This is a genomic window from Pseudomonas sp. MPC6, assembly GCF_006094435.1.
Classification (GTDB): Bacteria; Pseudomonadota; Gammaproteobacteria; order Pseudomonadales; family Pseudomonadaceae; genus Aquipseudomonas.
This window is the reverse complement of the sequence record NZ_CP034783.1, coordinates 2,128,439-2,143,205: the sequence shown is the minus strand read 5'-3', so window position 1 is coordinate 2,143,205 and position 14,767 is coordinate 2,128,439. Positions and strand designations below refer to the sequence as shown.

The following is a 14,767-nucleotide window of genomic DNA, read 5'->3' as shown; positions in this document are numbered from 1 at the left end:
AGCGGCGCGAAAAAAAGGGACAGCCCTCATGCAGTATTTTTGCGCGACCGCAAGGTCACCCAATACCGGGTGCGCCTATGCACCTCCAGCGGCAAGCTGGACGCCAGCAACGACAGGATGCGATCGGTGTCTTCCAGACGGAAACTGCCGGTGACGCGCAGGGATTCGAGCGCCGGCTCCCAGCGCAACACGCCCGGGCGATAGCTGCCGAGTTCCCGCAGAAAATCCCCCAGGGGCTGGTTCTGCGCCATCAGCACGCCGTCACGCCAGCCGGGGGCGAGCACGTCGAATGGCTCCACCGCACCGGCCCCCGCCGCCAGCAGGCTGACTTGCTGGCCGGCGCGCAACGAAAAGACCGGGCCGCGCAATGGCTGCAACTGCACCGCGCCTTTGAGCACCGACACCTTGCACCCCGTCTGCCCCTGACGCACGCAGACCTGGCTCTGACTGACGACCACTTGGCCGAAGTGCGTCTGGATCGTCAGCGGCGAGGTCCCGGGCACGTTCAGCGCTATCTCGCCTTCCACCAGGGTCAGTCGCCGGTGCTTCAAGTCGATATCGACGGCACTCGCGGTGTTCAATTGCAGCGAGCTGCCATCGGCCAACTGGACTTTTTTGCCCTCCCCGGTGGCGGTGCGCAGGTCGGCGCGCCAGGCATCCAGCGGCAGCTGCCGGCTGATCAGCCAGGCGGTCGGCACCAACGCCACCGCCCCCACGGCGCGCTTGAGCACCTGGCGCCGACTGGCCTGCGGCCGATCCAGGCTGGCCATGGCCAGTGTCGACGGCAGGTCGGCAAAGCGTTGGCGCAACAGCTGGGCCTTCTGCCAGGCCTGTTCGTGACTGGGATGGCTGTCACGCCAGTGCTGCAGATTGGCCCGGTCACGGTCATTGGCGGCGCCCGATTCCATGAGTGCCAGCCATTGAGCGGCGGCTCGCACGACTTGGCGGGCTTCGGCCGAAGGGGGCGAAGCGATCACCATTCCACCAGCAGGCAATGTTCGTAGGCTTGGGCCATGTAGCGTTTGATCGTGCGCTGCGAGACTTGCAGGCGCTCGGCGATCTCGGCATAACCCAGGCCTTCCAGCTGGCTCCAGAGAAAGGCCCGTCGCACCGCGACCGGCAATCCATCAAGCAATTCGTCCAGGGCTTGCAGGGTTTCCAACAGCAACCAGCGTTGCTCGGGCGACGGCGCACACTCCTCCGGCAGCAGCGCCAGGGCATCGAGGTAGGCTTGTTCGAGACTGCGCCGCTGATAGAAGTTGGCCAGCAGCCGCTTGCCGACGGTCGCCAGATAGGCGCGGGGTTCCTGCAGGTCGGCAATGCGCTGGGAACTGGCGAGCACTCGCACGAAAGTATCCTGGCTCAGGTCCGCCGCATCGCTGCCATTGCTCATGCGTCGCCTCAGCCAGCTTTCCAGCCAGCTACGATGGTCGCGGTACAAGTCGTGGAAATTTTGCGCCGCCGGCATCGCTGCTTCACTCATGTCAAGGAACCCTGCGCAGGAAATATTTTAAATGCGACTCATTCTAATTAGTGTTGTTAGTTCAAACCAAGCCTTTTATGCGGTTTACCCTGGGGAATAATGGGGTGAGCTGAATGAAAGCCGGGCAGCATCGGCCACGCAGGCCCCGGCTGAGCCGGGCTGGGCCCTTTTGAGCGCCAGCGTTGAAGAAGCCAGGATCAGCGCGCCTACCGGATCGACGGGCACGAACATGAGAGGCGGCGCGAGGGAAAAGGAGCAAAAGCCAAATCGCAGGCACAAAAAACCCCGGTCTTTCGACCAGGGTCTTTGCTATCGACTCGAATCAGACACTGGCTAGCCAGCAATCTTCTTCGTAGCACCCAGGCGTTCAGTGGGCCTTGGTGCAGATATGGCGCAGCGGACGGGACTCGAACCCGCGACCCCCGGCGTGACAGGCCGGTATTCTAACCGACTGAACTACCGCTGCGTATCGCTGTGGACTTGCGTCCAGGTAACTCGTGTGACTGGAAAGCTTCGAGGCTTTTCAATCTCGAGCCAGGTAACACCTGACTCGCAAATATGGCGCAGCGGACGGGACTCGAACCCGCGACCCCCGGCGTGACAGGCCGGTATTCTAACCGACTGAACTACCGCTGCGCGTCGGTGGAGGCTTTTCAGCTTCCTTCTTGCTTGCGCAAGATTCTCAAGAAGTGGTGGGTGATGACGGGATCGAACCGCCGACATTCTGCTTGTAAGGCAGACGCTCTCCCAGCTGAGCTAATCACCCTTTGCTTCTCTGAGGCCGCGAAATTTACGCATCTAACGAAGCTAAGTCAATAGCCTGCTTGAAGTTTTTCTGAAAAAGACAAAATCGTGTCATTTCGCAAGGTGATGGCATTACCCACAATCATCCTTTTGCAGTCAGACCGCCTTCGCGGGCAAGCCCGCTCCCACAGGGTTATCCAGTGTGTGAAAAATAGTGTGCACACCTTAGATCACTGTGGGAGCGGGCTTGCCCGCGAAGAGGGCGGCACATTCAACATCAATGCTGGGGACAACTCTCCCGCCCTACTACTCGCTATAAATCATCTTCTTGGTCATCCCGCCATCCACCACGAACTCCTGCCCCGTGACAAACCCGGCATTCTTCGACAGCAACCACGCCACCATCGCCGCCACGTCCTCGACCGTCCCTACCCTGCCCGCCGGATGCTGGGCATGGTCGGCGTCGGTCAGCGGCTCGGCACGGCGCACCGACGGGTCTCGCGCATCGATCCAGCCCGGGCTGACCGCGTTGACGCGGATTTCCGGCCCGAGGCTGATCGCCAGGGCGTGTGTCAGGGCCAACAGGCCGCCCTTGCTCGCCGCGTAGGCCTCGGTGTCGGGCTCCGACTGCCCGGCGCGGGTCGAGGCCAGGTTGACGATCGCCCCGCTGTGCGCGCGCAGGTACGGCGCGCAGTGCTTGGCCAACAGCATCGGCCCGCTGAGGTTCACCGCCAGCACCCGGTTCCAGTACGCCAGATCGAGGCTTTCGAGGGTGATGTTATGCGGATCGGCTACTGCCGCGTTGCACACCAGCGCATCCAGTCGGCCGAATTGCCCCAGCACTTCGGCGACGCCCAGCGCCACCTGCCCTTCGCTGGAGACGTCCATGGCGATGAACCAGGCGTTGTCGCCCAGCACCTTCGCCACTTTCGAGCCCCGTGCCCGGTCCAGGTCGGTCAGCACCACTTGCCAGCCTTCGCTGATCAACCACGCCGCAATGCCCAGGCCGATGCCGCGCGCAGCCCCGGTGACCAGGGCGACGCGGCCGTTGGTGCCGGTGCCCGGCGTCGACAATTGGATCACAGCGCAGCCAGGCCGCGCGCCAGATCGGCTTGCAGGTCTGCCACGTCTTCCAGGCCGACCGCGATGCGGATCAGGCTGTCACGGATGCCCGCGGCTTCACGCTCCTGCGGCGCCAGACGGCCGTGGGAGGTGGTGCTCGGGTGAGTGATGGTGGTCTTGGTGTCGCCGAGGTTGGCGGTGATGGAAATCAGGCGCGTCGCATCGATAAAGCGCCAGGCGCCCTCTTTGCCGCCCTTGACCTCGAAGCTCACTACCGCGCCGAAGCCCTTCTGCTGACGCAAGGCCAGTGCGTGCTGCGGGTGGCTCTCGAGGCCGGCGTAATGGACTTTCTCGATGCCGTCCTGCCGCTCCAGCCACTCGGCCAGCTGCTGGGCGTTGGCACAATGGGCCTTCATCCGCAGGCCCAGGGTTTCCAGGCCCTTGAGGAAGATCCAGGCGTTGAACGGGCTCAGGGTCGGCCCGGCCGTGCGCAGGAAACCGACCACTTCTTTCATCTGTTCGCTACGACCGGCGACCACGCCGCCCATGCAACGGCCCTGGCCGTCGATGAACTTGGTCGCCGAGTGCACGACGATGTCCGCGCCCAGCTTCAGCGGTTGCTGCAAGGCCGGGGTGCAGAAGCAGTTGTCGACCACCAGCATCGCGCCTTTGGCGTGAGCGATGTTCGACAGCTCGGCGATGTCCACCAACTCCGCCAGCGGGTTGGACGGCGACTCGACGAACAGCAGTTTGGTATTGGCCTTGATCGCCGCATCCCAACCGGACAAGTCCGCCAGGGGCACGTAGTCGACTTCGATGCCGAAGCGCTTGAAGTACTTCTCGAACAGGCTGATGGTCGAGCCGAATACGCTGCGCGATACCAGCACGTGATCGCCGGCGCTGCACAGGCTCATCACCACCGCCATGATTGCCGCCATGCCCGTGGCCGTGGCCACCGCTTGCTCGGCGCTTTCCAGCGCGGCGATGCGCTCTTCGAACGCGCGCACGGTCGGGTTGGTGTAGCGCGAATAGACGTTGCCCGGCACTTCCCCGGCAAAACGAGCCGCCGCGTCGGCAGCGGTACGGAATACGTAGCTGGAGGTGAAGAACATCGGATCACCGTGTTCGCCTTCCGGCGTGCGGTGCTGACCGGCGCGGACGGCCAGGGTATCGAACGCTACGCCTTCGAGGTCGCTGTCCAGCCGACCGGCATCCCAATCCTGACTCATGCTGTCACTCCTTGCCCTGCTCTTGAAATAAAAAGCGTAATAGATACAAAACCGGCCTGGAGGGGGCCCCCTGTAGGAGCTGGCCTGTGTAGGAGCTGGCTTGCCAGCGAAGACGGTGGCACAGGCAACTATGATGTTGAATGTGACGCCCCATTCGCTGGCAAGCCAGCTCCTACACCAGCCAGCTCCTACACACAAGCGCACCCACAACAGGCCGGTTGTTACATTAGTTGTTGTACAGATCGATGATCGCACTGACCGCCTGGGTCTTGACCTTGGAGGCATCGTTACGCGCCTGCTCGATCTTGTTCAGGTAAGCCTCGTCGACGTCGCCGGTCACGTACTGGCCGTCGAACACCGCGCAATCGAACTTCTCGATCTTGATCTTGCCGCCACCGACCGCTTCGATCAAGTCAGGCAAGTCCTGATAGATCAACCAGTCGGCGCCGATCAGGTCGGCCACGTCCTGGGTCGAACGGTTGTGGGCGATCAGTTCATGGGCGCTCGGCATGTCGATGCCGTAGACGTTCGGGTAACGCACGGCCGGTGCCGCGGAGCAGAAGTAGACGTTCTTGGCGCCGGCTTCGCGCGCCATCTGGATGATCTGCTTGCAGGTGGTGCCGCGCACGATCGAGTCGTCCACCAGCATCACGTTCTTGCCGCGGAATTCCAGTTCGATCGCGTTGAGCTTCTGGCGTACGGATTTTTTCCGTGCCGCCTGGCCCGGCATGATGAAGGTCCGGCCGATGTAGCGGTTCTTCACGAAGCCTTCGCGGAACTTCACGCCCAGGTGGTTCGCCAGTTCCAGGGCCGCGGTGCGGCTGGTGTCCGGGATCGGGATGACCACGTCGATGTCGTGATCCGGACGCTCGCGCAGGATCTTGTCGGCGAGCTTCTCGCCCATGCGCAGGCGCGCCTTGTACACCGAGACGCCGTCGATGATCGAATCCGGACGCGCCAGGTAGACGTGTTCGAAAATGCACGGGGTCAGGGACGGGTTGATCGCGCACTGACGGGTGTGCAGCTTGCCGTCTTCAGTGATGTAGACCGCTTCGCCCGGCGCGAGGTCGCGAATCAGGGTGAAACCGAGCACGTCCAGGGACACGCTTTCGGAGGCGATCATGTACTCGACGCCTTCGTCGGTGTGACGCTGGCCGAACACGATCGGGCGGATGCCATGCGGGTCGCGGAAACCGACGATGCCGTAACCGGTCACCATCGCAACCACGGCGTAACCGCCGACGCAACGGTTGTGCACGTCGGTGACGGCCGCAAAGACGTCTTCTTCGGTCGGCTGCAGCTTGCCGCGCTGGGCCAGCTCGTGCGCGAACACGTTGAGCAGCACTTCCGAATCGGAGTTGGTGTTGACGTGGCGCAGGTCAGATTCGTAAATCTCCTTGGCCAGCTGTTCAACGTTGGTCAGGTTACCGTTGTGCGCCAGGGTGATGCCGTAAGGCGAGTTGACGTAAAACGGTTGGGCTTCGGCCGAAGTCGAGCTGCCCGCGGTCGGGTAACGCACATGGCCAATGCCCATGTGGCCGACCAGGCGCTGCATGTGACGCTGATGGAACACGTCACGCACCAGGCCATTGTCCTTGCGCAGGAATAACCGGCCATCATGGCTGGTCACGATACCGGCAGCGTCCTGGCCGCGGTGCTGGAGGACGGTTAGCGCGTCATACAGCGCCTGATTGACGTTCGACTTACCGACGATACCGACGATGCCACACATGCGACGCAACCCCTACTTAATGGATCTGAACTGAACACAACTCACTGAGGCGTTTTGGCCGTCGGCAAGAGGTGCTCCTTGAACGGTATCTCAGCGGGTACGCTGATACCGCTGGCCAGCCACTGACTGCTCCACCCGAGAATCAGGTTTTTGGACCAGTCAGCGACCAATAAAAATTTTGGCACGAGTTGCGATTGCTTCCACCACTCGTCCTGCTGTACCGGCCCCAGGCTCAACAGCCCGACCGCCACGACCACCAGCAACACGCCACGCGCGGCGCCGAAGGCCATGCCGAGGAATCGATCGGTCCCGGAGAGCCCGGTGACGCGAACCAACTCGCCGATAAGATAATTGATCATTGCGCCTACGATCAGCGTGGCGACAAACATGATGGCACAGCCCGTGATCACACGAGCCGATGGCGTTTCGATGTACCCGACGAGGTATTCGGACAATGCACCGCCGAACAGCCAGGCGACGACTCCTGCGATGATCCAGGTCACCAGCGATAATGCTTCCTTGACGAAGCCGCGGCTCAGACTGATCAATGCGGAGATGGCGACGATGGCAACAATCGCCCAATCAACCCAGGTAAATGGCACAGTGCAGCCTACAGACGGATAAGGCGGCGCATTTTAGCAGAGCCCATGCTTATCGGTAAGCTGCGATTAACCGTGCATTACAAATCGGCGCGATAGTTTTAACCGCGTTCCGGCTGGAAACGCACGACAAAGCCCTTGAGGTTCTGCTGGCGACTCAGCAAGTCACGCAGGCGATCGGCCTCCGCGCGCTCGATCAGCGGCCCGACGAACACCCGGTTCTTGCCGTCGGCCGCGCGGATATAGGCGTTGTAGCCCTGGCTGCGCAGCTTTTTCTGCAGGCTTTCGGCGCTGGCCCGGTTCGCCAGGCTGGCCACTTGCACCGACCAGCTGACCGACAGGCCGTTGGCGTCGACCCGGCTCTGGGTGGTACCCGGTTTGCCCGATGCACCCGGCCCGGCCGTGATCGGCTGGGACGGCGCAGTGGTCGGCTTGTTCGTCGGCACGGGTGCCGGAGCCGGTGTCACCGGTTTGGCGGCGGGGGCCGGCGCTACTGGCGCACTCGGGGCAATCGGCGTCGATGGTTGCTCCTGCTGAGCGATTTCATCGTCGCTCGGCACCGGCTCCTGCGGCAAGGCTTGCGGCTCGGGCACCACCACCGGCTCGACCTGCACTTGTGGCACTACAGGCGCTTGCGGGGCGGCCGGCGCCTCGACGCTCACCTGACGCTGTTCGTCCTGGCGGGAAAACAGCATCGGCAGGAAAATCACCGCCAGCGCCACCAGAACCAGGGCGCCGACCATGCGCTGTTTGTATGCCTTATCCAGCAATGCCATTTGCCGCGTCCTCCGTGGAGCGCCGGGCCAGCCATTCGAGGGCCTCGGCGACACAATAAAATGATCCGAACAACAGAATCTCGTCGTCGTTCGTCGCCTGTGCACACTGGCCTTCCAGAGCGGCGGCCACACTGTCATAGGACGTTACCGACGCGCCGAGGTTCTGTAGCGCCCGGTGCAAATCGCCGACCGGTCGTGCCCGCGGCGAATCCAGCGGCGCGACGGCCCAATGCTCGACACTAGCATTCAATTCGCCGACAACACCATCCAGATCCTTGTCCGCCAGCAAGCCGAACACCGCCAGACGCTTGCCGGCAGGGGGCTGGCTGGCCAGACGGCGGGCCAGATATTCGGCCGCATGGGGGTTGTGCCCCACGTCCAGCAACAGGTTCAGCCGCTTGCCCTGCCAATCGAACTGGCGGCGATCGAGACGACCGACCACCCGCGTTGCTTGCAGGGCAGCCCTGATCTGCGCATCGTCCCAAGGCAGGTCGAGCAGCAGATAGGCTTGCAGCGCCAGCGCGGCGTTTTCCATCGGCAGATCGAGCAACGGCAGATCACGCAGCTCGACTACCCGCCCTTGCGCGTCAAGACCGCGCCATTGCCAGGCGTGATCGGTCACGCCCAGGTCAAAATCGCGGCCACGCAGGAAAAACCGGCAATTGAGCTCGCGCGCCTTGTCCAGCAGGGTTTGCGGAGGGTTCAGGTCGCCGCAGAGCGCAGGCGCGCCCTGGCGGAAGATCCCGGCTTTTTCGAAGGCCACGGACTCACGGGTGTCGCCCAGGTAATCGGCGTGATCGACGCCGATGCTGGTGACCAGCGCCATGTCGGCATCGACCACGTTGACCGTGTCCAGGCGCCCGCCCAGCCCGACTTCCAGCACCACCGCATCGAGGCCGGCCTGTTGAAACAGCCAGAACGCCGCCAGGGTGCCCATTTCGAAGTATGTCAGGGACGTGTCGCCACGACCGGCCTCGACGGCCACGAAGGCCTGGCAGAGCTCGGCGTCAGTGGCTTCGACGCCATTGACCTGCACCCGCTCGTTGTAGCGCAGCAGGTGCGGCGAATTGTAGACGCCCACTTTCAGCCCTTGCGCCCGCAGCAACGAGGCCACGAACGCACAGGTGGAACCCTTGCCGTTGGTACCGGTGACCGTGATCACCCGAGGCGCCGGCTTGCCCAGCCCCATGCGGGACGCTACCTGTTGCGAGCGCTCAAGCCCCATGTCGATGGCCGAAGGGTGCAACTGTTCCAGGTAGGCGAGCCACTCGCCAAGGGTACGTTGGGTCATATGTTGGCAGGTACCGGTGGAACCACGATCGGTTCGATGGGGGCGGCGACGAATTTAGGCGTCGGCAGGCCCATCATTTGAGCCAGCAGGTTGCCCAGGCGCGGACGCAGCTCCTGACGGTGGATGATCATGTCGATCGCGCCGTGTTCCAGCAGGAACTCGCTGCGCTGGAAGCCTTCCGGCAGTTTTTCGCGCACGGTCTGCTCGATCACGCGCGGGCCGGCAAAGCCGATCAGGGCCTTCGGCTCACCGACGATCACGTCGCCGAGCATCGCCAGGCTGGCGGAAACGCCGCCGTAGACCGGGTCGGTCAGGACGGAGATGAACGGAATGCCTTCTTCGCGCAGACGCGCCAGTACCGCGGAGGTCTTGGCCATTTGCATCAGCGAGATCAGGGCTTCCTGCATCCGCGCACCACCGGAGGCGGCGAAGCAGATCATCGGGCAACGGTTTTCCAGGGCGTAGTTGGCGGCGCGAACGAAGCGCTCGCCGACGATGGCGCCCATCGAACCGCCCATGAAGGAGAATTCGAAGGCCGACACCACCACCGGCATGCCCAGCAGGGAGCCGCTCATGGAGATCAGTGCGTCTTTTTCGCCGGTCTGCTTTTGCGCAGCGGTCAGGCGATCCTTGTACTTCTTGCCGTCGCGGAATTTCAGCCGGTCGACCGGCTCCAGGTCCGCACCCAGTTCGGCACGGCCTTCAACGTCGAGGAAGATGTCGATGCGCGCGCGGGCGCCGATACGCATGTGGTGATTGCACTTGGGGCAAACGTCCAGGGTCTTTTCCAGCTCCGGACGATACAACACAGCCTCGCAAGACGGGCATTTGTGCCACAGACCTTCAGGCACCGAGCTCTTCTTGACCTCGGAACGCATGATCGAAGGGATCAGTTTGTCTACTAACCAGTTGCTCATGCTTTCTTTCTCCAGTACCGGTGGCCCGAACGCTCTGGTTCGCAGCCCCGCGTATGCCCTTGAGCTAAATTCATGTGTGCGGCGATGATCGATGGGTTGCCGGGTCAGCGACACGCGACCTGCGTACAACCCAAAACATCCTCAGCCATGCCTGCTTTGTGCAGGTGCATATTTTTTGTACAGTGCAGTGGACGGCGGCAGTCTGCCAGCCGTCACATCAACGCCCCGCGTACCGCCTTGATGAACGCTTGAATCCTTGCATGATCCTTGATGCCCTTGCTTGCCTCTACCCCGCCGCTGACATCCACCGCATAAGGCCGAACCCGGGCAATGGCCTCGGCGACGTTGTCCGGCGTCAGGCCGCCCGCGAGGATAATCGGCTTGCTCAGGCCTTGCGGTATCAGAGACCAGTCGAACGCCTCCCCGGTTCCGCCAGGTACGCCTTCGACGTAGGCATCGAGCAGGATCCCGCTGGCACTTGGAAACGCATCGCACGCCGCCGCGATGTCGTCACCCGCCTTGACCCGCAGCGCCTTGATATACGGGCGGTGCCAGCCTTCGCAGTCGGCCGCGGTTTCGTCGCCATGGAACTGCAACAGGTCCAGCGGCACGGCGTCGAGGATTTCCCCCAACTCGCAGCGGCTGGCGTTGACGAACAGGCCCACGGTGGTCACGAACGGCGGCAGTGCCTTGATGATCGCGCGCGCCTGTTCAAACGTCACGGCCCGCGGGCTTTTGGCGTAGAACACAAAGCCCAGGGCATCAGCCCCGGCCTCGACCGCGGCCAACGCATCCTCCGCGCGGGTAATGCCGCAAATCTTGCTGCGAACGGACGACATGTCGAGACAACCCCACGGTAAATCCGAGAAAGTCCCGGATGGTAACAAAAGCGTTCGAAGGCGTCAGCCGTCAAGTTCCGAGAAGCCGGTCAAGAAGTGAGGCCCGATGTAACGCTCGGGCAATTGGAACTCGTCGCGATACTCGACCTGCACCAGATATAAGCCGAACGGGTGCGCCGTCACCCCGCCGGAGCGGCGAATGCGGCTCTCCAGGACTTCTTTCATCCACTCGACCGGGCGTTCGCCGGCACCGATGGTCATCAGCACCCCGGCGATGTTGCGCACCATATGGTGCAGGAAGGCACTGGCGCGGATGTCCAGCACGATCATCTTGCCGTGACGGGTGACGCGCAGGTGATGCAGTTCCTTGATCGGTGACTTGGCCTGGCACTGACCGGCGCGGAAAGCGCTGAAGTCGTGGGTACCGACCAGGTACTGCGCCGCCTCGGCCATGCGCTCGACGTCGAGCGGGCGGTGGTTCCAGGTGATTTCATCGTTCAGGTGCGCCGGACGGATCTGATCGTTGTAGATCACGTAGCGATAGCGCCGGGCGATGGCCTTGAAGCGCGCATGAAAATGCGCCGGCATGACCTTGGCCCAGCTGACGCTGACGTCGTGGGGCAAGTTGATGTTGGCGCCCATGACCCAGGCTTTCATCGAGCGCTCGACGGGCGTGTCGAAGTGCACCACCTGCCCGCACGCATGCACACCGGCGTCGGTGCGTCCGGCGCAGAGCAGCGACACGGGTGAATCGGCGACTTTGGACAGGGCCTTTTCGAGGGTTTCCTGCACGGTGAGCACGCCGGACGCCTGGCGCTGCCAGCCGCGATAACGCGAGCCTTTGTATTCAACGCCCAATGCGATCCGGAAAACGCCGTCGGCCGCCATTTCGGCGGCCGGGTTATCTATATTTGCCAAGGAGTGACAGCCTGCTGATGTACGCAAAGGCGGGCATTATAAGGCTGCGGCTCCGGGATGCCAGTGCAACCGTTGATACTGTGTTGGATGTACCGGCCCCTTCGCGAGCAAGTCGAATCGTCGCACCGCCGCTCCCACAGGAGATCGGGGTTGCCCAATTATCTATGTCCGGCCCCACTCATTGTGGGAGCGGGCTTGCTCGCGAAGACGGCCTGACAGGCACCATCGCATCACTTGCCATAAACAAAAACGGCAGCCCCATGGACTGCCGCTTTGCTCAAGCCTTATTAATCAATCAAGCCAGGCGCGAAAGCAGTTCCTTGGCTTCATCCTTCTGCCCTGCATCCCCCTCGTTCACCACCTCATTGAGGATATCCCGTGCCCCATCGGCATCGCCCATGTCGATGTAGGCCTGGGCCAGGTCGAGCTTGGTGGCGACTTCATCGGCGCCGGAAAGGAAGTCGAATTCCGGCTCGTCATCGGCTGAAGCCAAGGCATCCTGCGCGGTGAAGGTCGGCTCGCCAAGGCTCTGCGACAGACTGTCCAGCTCGGCATTGACATCGTTCAGGTCGGTGGCAAAGGTGTCCGGAGCGGCAGCGGCGTCCATTTCATCGGCCAGCGACAGGTCGAAGTCGTCCGGCAACTCGAGATCGTCCGGGGCTATTTCCGGAGCGGTCGGCGCTGCAGCAACAGAGGGATCCTTGACCTCGTCATCCAGGTTCAACAGGAAATCGTCTTCGGCCAGGATCGCAGGCGTTGCCTCGCCGCCCAGGTCCATGTCCAGATCGAAGTCCGACAGGTCGTCGAGGTTTTCCCTGACTTCAGTCTGCTGTTGCAACACCGAATCGAAGCTCAAGTCGTCTTCCAGCGGAAAATCATCCAGTTCCGTCACAGCGTCCGATGCCGGTGCCGGTGCCGGCGGTGCTGCCGCAGGACTTTGTGGCTCATCCAGACTCGGATCGAAGGCACTGTCGAAATCATCGGGCACCGCGGGTGCTGCCGCAGGACTTTGCGGTGCATCCAGACTCAGATCGAAGGCACTGTCGAAATCATCGGGCACCGCGGGTGCCGCCGCAGGACTTTGCGGTTCCTTCAGGTTCAGATCGAAGACCGTGTCGAAGTCATCAGGCACCGCTGGCGCCTCGGGCTCGTCCAGCAGCAACTCCCTGACGTATTGCGCGTCCAGCTCGGCAGCCATGGAGGCAGCGGCGATACCACCGCCGACGGCGAAGACCATGGCCGGGAAGCGGTGTTTCAGCTGTTCCACCCGGGTAAAGTTCTCGCCGTTGGCCACCAGCTGGCGTTCCTGGGCGACAAACGCGACACGGTTGCCCTGCTGGCCATAGACTTCCATCAGCTTCAGGCGCAGGTCGCTGCGTTGCGGTTCGTACTTGATGCTGTCTTCGAGCAGTGCGGCAGCCTGATTCAGGCGACCGGCGGCAAAATGCGTATGCGCCTTGCGCAGCACATCGTCGTCGTGGCGATCGACCGCTGGCGATACCAGCGGCGCGGCAATCGGCGGCGTGACCACGACCGGAGCAATCACCGGAGCGCGGGCAGGCGCTGGAGCTGGAGCTGCCACCGGCGCGAACGCTGGAGCTGCCACCGGAGCCGGCGCTGACGTTGGCGCGGTCTCGAGCTTCACGCTTGGCGGCGACACTTCCAGGCCTTCGAAGCTGTCTTCCGACGAATCCTGTTCGCCAGGGTTTTGCTGCTCTTCGGCCAGTTCCCGGGCCATGCGCACGTGTTTCTCGGCTTCCTGCTGGGCTTTGCGGCGACGAGCCAGCAACAGCAGCAACAGCAGCAGCACCACGGCCCCGCCACCCACCAGCCCCAGCAGTGCCGGATTGGTCAGCAACTCGTTGTATTTCTGCTCATCGGACGCTGCCGGCGTCGGCGCCACTGGCGTTTCGGCCGGTGCCGGGGTTGCCTCGGTTGCGGCCGGCGCGGTCTCGGCGGCAGGCGCAGGTGTGGCCGCATCCGCTGGCGCCGGCGCTGCCGCGGGATCGGCCGCCAGTTCGGCGGAGATCGCCGCAGTGGCTGGCGCACCAGCCGGAGCGTCTGCGGCGCCTTCGGCCTGCAACCTGGCCAGTTGATTGTTCTTCAGTTCGATCAGGCGCTGCAGCTTGTCCAGCTGACTCTGCAGATCGGTCATGCGGCTTTTCAGTTCCTCGTTGTCACGACGGGTCGTGTCGAGGTTTTCCTGAGTCATGGCCAGCTTGTTGTTCAAGGCCTTGGCGTCGCCTGCGGCACCTTTGCCACCCGCCTTGCCGGATTCGGCAGACACCAGGCTCAAGTTGTCCCGGGCGGGTTGCACAGCCGTGCCATCGCCACGCGGACGGTTGGTGGCGTCGAGTTGCTGCTGCCCTGCCCCGGTCTTCGGCACATAGCGCCGGCCCTGACGCCACGCGGTGTTCTGCGCGGCCACTTCGGCAATGGCTTTGTGCTGTGGCAAGTTGGTGCTTTGTGCCTGGTCCGGCAGCCGCAGCACCTGACCGGTTTTCAGTCGATTGATGTTGCCGCCGATGAAGGCATCCGGGTTCAGCGCCTGGATGGCCAGCATGGTTTGCTGGACCGAGCCGCCATTGCGCGCCTTCGCCGCGATTTCCCACAGGGTATCCCGGGGCGTGGTGGTGTATTGGCCAGGCTCGGTGGCACCGGGCACCGCGGCGGTGACGGCTGGCGTCGGCGCTGGCTGCGCCGCCGCTTCAGCGGTCTGCGGCGAGAACTTGGACGGATCGAGCAGCACGCTGTAATCGCGCAGCAGACGGCCGTTGGGCCACATGACCTGCACCAGGAATTTCACCATTGGTTCGGACAGGGGTTTGCTGGACGTCACACGCAGGACGCTTTTACCGCTGGGGTTGAGCACGGGGGTGAAGCTCAGGTCGTTGAGAAACGCCTGGCGGTCGACACCGGCCTTGGCGAAATCTTCCGGCGAAGCCAGGCTCGGCACCACTTCGGCAGCGGTGAGTTCCTTGACGTCGAGCAACTCGATTTCCGCCACCAGCGGCTGGTCCAGCGTCGATTTCAGGGTCAGCTCCCCAAGCCCGAGCGCATGCGCCATACCGGAGGACAGCGCCGACGCGGCCGCTATTGCTAACACCAGTTTGCGAACTTGAACCATAGCCTCATCCTTTGTTTGAACATTCCTCGGCCAGCGAGAAGGTGTTGATA

General features: G+C 63.0%; 12 protein-coding genes and 3 tRNA genes. All 15 read right to left on the bottom strand.

Annotated features, from left to right (window positions below; all coding sequences use genetic code 11):
* Nucleotides 1-26: 26 nt before the first annotated feature.
* The 15 genes from ELQ88_RS12095 to ELQ88_RS12025 all read right to left on the bottom strand — a co-directional run bounded on the left by ELQ88_RS12095 (nucleotide 27) and on the right by ELQ88_RS12025 (nucleotide 14,717).
* Nucleotides 27-980, bottom strand: a complete 954-nt coding sequence (locus ELQ88_RS12095; RefSeq protein ID WP_138965248.1) for a FecR domain-containing protein — start codon at nucleotides 978-980, stop codon at nucleotides 27-29.
* Nucleotides 974-1,483, bottom strand: a complete 510-nt coding sequence (locus ELQ88_RS12090) for a sigma-70 family RNA polymerase sigma factor (protein WP_128870257.1) — start codon at nucleotides 1,481-1,483, stop codon at nucleotides 974-976. The genes ELQ88_RS12095 and ELQ88_RS12090 overlap by 7 nt, the downstream gene beginning before the upstream one ends.
* Nucleotides 1,484-1,872: 389 nt before the next feature.
* Nucleotides 1,873-1,949 (bottom strand) — tRNA-Asp (locus ELQ88_RS12085).
* Between the two features lie 93 nt (nucleotides 1,950-2,042).
* Nucleotides 2,043-2,119, bottom strand: a tRNA-Asp gene (locus tag ELQ88_RS12080).
* 54 nt (nucleotides 2,120-2,173) lie between these two features.
* Nucleotides 2,174-2,249 (bottom strand) — tRNA-Val (locus tag ELQ88_RS12075).
* A 284-nt stretch (nucleotides 2,250-2,533) separates the two neighbouring features.
* Nucleotides 2,534-3,310: an SDR family oxidoreductase gene (locus ELQ88_RS12070; protein WP_138965246.1), complete on the bottom strand. Its 777-nt coding sequence runs from the start codon at nucleotides 3,308-3,310 to the stop codon at nucleotides 2,534-2,536.
* Nucleotides 3,307-4,518, bottom strand: coding sequence for an O-succinylhomoserine sulfhydrylase (locus ELQ88_RS12065; RefSeq protein WP_128870258.1), 1,212 nt, complete (start codon nucleotides 4,516-4,518; stop codon nucleotides 3,307-3,309). Before ELQ88_RS12065 ends, ELQ88_RS12070 begins: the two co-directional genes overlap by 4 nt.
* Nucleotides 4,519-4,744: 226 nt before the next feature.
* Nucleotides 4,745-6,250 (bottom strand): amidophosphoribosyltransferase, encoded by a 1,506-nt coding sequence (gene purF / locus ELQ88_RS12060; RefSeq protein ID WP_128870259.1) that lies wholly within the window; start codon nucleotides 6,248-6,250, stop codon nucleotides 4,745-4,747.
* 41 nt (nucleotides 6,251-6,291) lie between these two features.
* Nucleotides 6,292-6,852, bottom strand: coding sequence for a CvpA family protein (locus ELQ88_RS12055; protein WP_064676838.1), 561 nt, complete (start codon nucleotides 6,850-6,852; stop codon nucleotides 6,292-6,294).
* Between the two features lie 98 nt (nucleotides 6,853-6,950).
* Complete coding sequence (locus ELQ88_RS12050) at nucleotides 6,951-7,625, bottom strand: SPOR domain-containing protein (protein ID WP_138965244.1); 675 nt, start codon at nucleotides 7,623-7,625, stop codon at nucleotides 6,951-6,953.
* Nucleotides 7,609-8,916 carry a bifunctional tetrahydrofolate synthase/dihydrofolate synthase gene (folC, locus tag ELQ88_RS12045; RefSeq protein WP_138965242.1) on the bottom strand — a complete coding sequence of 436 codons (1,308 nt, stop codon included), beginning with the start codon at nucleotides 8,914-8,916 and terminating at the stop codon, nucleotides 7,609-7,611. Before folC ends, ELQ88_RS12050 begins: the two co-directional genes overlap by 17 nt.
* Nucleotides 8,913-9,833: an acetyl-CoA carboxylase, carboxyltransferase subunit beta gene (gene accD / locus ELQ88_RS12040; RefSeq protein ID WP_128870262.1), complete on the bottom strand. Its 921-nt coding sequence runs from the start codon at nucleotides 9,831-9,833 to the stop codon at nucleotides 8,913-8,915. The genes folC and accD overlap by 4 nt, the downstream gene beginning before the upstream one ends.
* 212 nt (nucleotides 9,834-10,045) lie before the next feature.
* A complete protein-coding gene (locus ELQ88_RS12035; protein WP_128870263.1) occupies nucleotides 10,046-10,672 on the bottom strand; it encodes a phosphoribosylanthranilate isomerase in 627 nt (208 codons plus the stop codon).
* Between the two features lie 63 nt (nucleotides 10,673-10,735).
* The gene (truA, locus tag ELQ88_RS12030; protein ID WP_128870266.1) at nucleotides 10,736-11,560 is read right to left on the bottom strand and encodes a tRNA pseudouridine(38-40) synthase TruA; all 825 of its coding nucleotides are present in this window, start codon (nucleotides 11,558-11,560) and stop codon (nucleotides 10,736-10,738) included.
* Nucleotides 11,561-11,885: 325 nt separating this feature from the next.
* Nucleotides 11,886-14,717 (bottom strand): FimV/HubP family polar landmark protein, encoded by a 2,832-nt coding sequence (locus tag ELQ88_RS12025; RefSeq protein WP_138965240.1) that lies wholly within the window; start codon nucleotides 14,715-14,717, stop codon nucleotides 11,886-11,888.
* Nucleotides 14,718-14,767: the final 50 nt, after the last annotated feature.

Bases quoted from the DNA above. Each gene is read 5' to 3' on its own strand.
- ELQ88_RS12025 (WP_138965240.1), bottom strand. From the start codon at position 14,717: ATGGTTCAAGTTCGCAAACTGGTGTTAGCAATAGCGGCCGCGTCGGCG.
- truA (WP_128870266.1), bottom strand. From the start codon at position 11,560: ATGGCGGCCGACGGCGTTTTCCGGATCGCATTGGGCGTTGAATACAAA.
- ELQ88_RS12095 (WP_138965248.1), bottom strand. From the start codon at position 980: ATGGTGATCGCTTCGCCCCCTTCGGCCGAAGCCCGCCAAGTCGTGCGA.
- folC (WP_138965242.1), bottom strand. From the start codon at position 8,916: ATGACCCAACGTACCCTTGGCGAGTGGCTCGCCTACCTGGAACAGTTG.
- ELQ88_RS12050 (WP_138965244.1), bottom strand. From the start codon at position 7,625: ATGGCATTGCTGGATAAGGCATACAAACAGCGCATGGTCGGCGCCCTG.
- ELQ88_RS12090 (WP_128870257.1), bottom strand. From the start codon at position 1,483: ATGAGTGAAGCAGCGATGCCGGCGGCGCAAAATTTCCACGACTTGTAC.
- ELQ88_RS12065 (WP_128870258.1), bottom strand. From the start codon at position 4,518: ATGAGTCAGGATTGGGATGCCGGTCGGCTGGACAGCGACCTCGAAGGC.
- ELQ88_RS12035 (WP_128870263.1), bottom strand. From the start codon at position 10,672: ATGTCGTCCGTTCGCAGCAAGATTTGCGGCATTACCCGCGCGGAGGAT.
- accD (WP_128870262.1), bottom strand. From the start codon at position 9,833: ATGAGCAACTGGTTAGTAGACAAACTGATCCCTTCGATCATGCGTTCC.
- purF (WP_128870259.1), bottom strand. From the start codon at position 6,250: ATGTGTGGCATCGTCGGTATCGTCGGTAAGTCGAACGTCAATCAGGCG.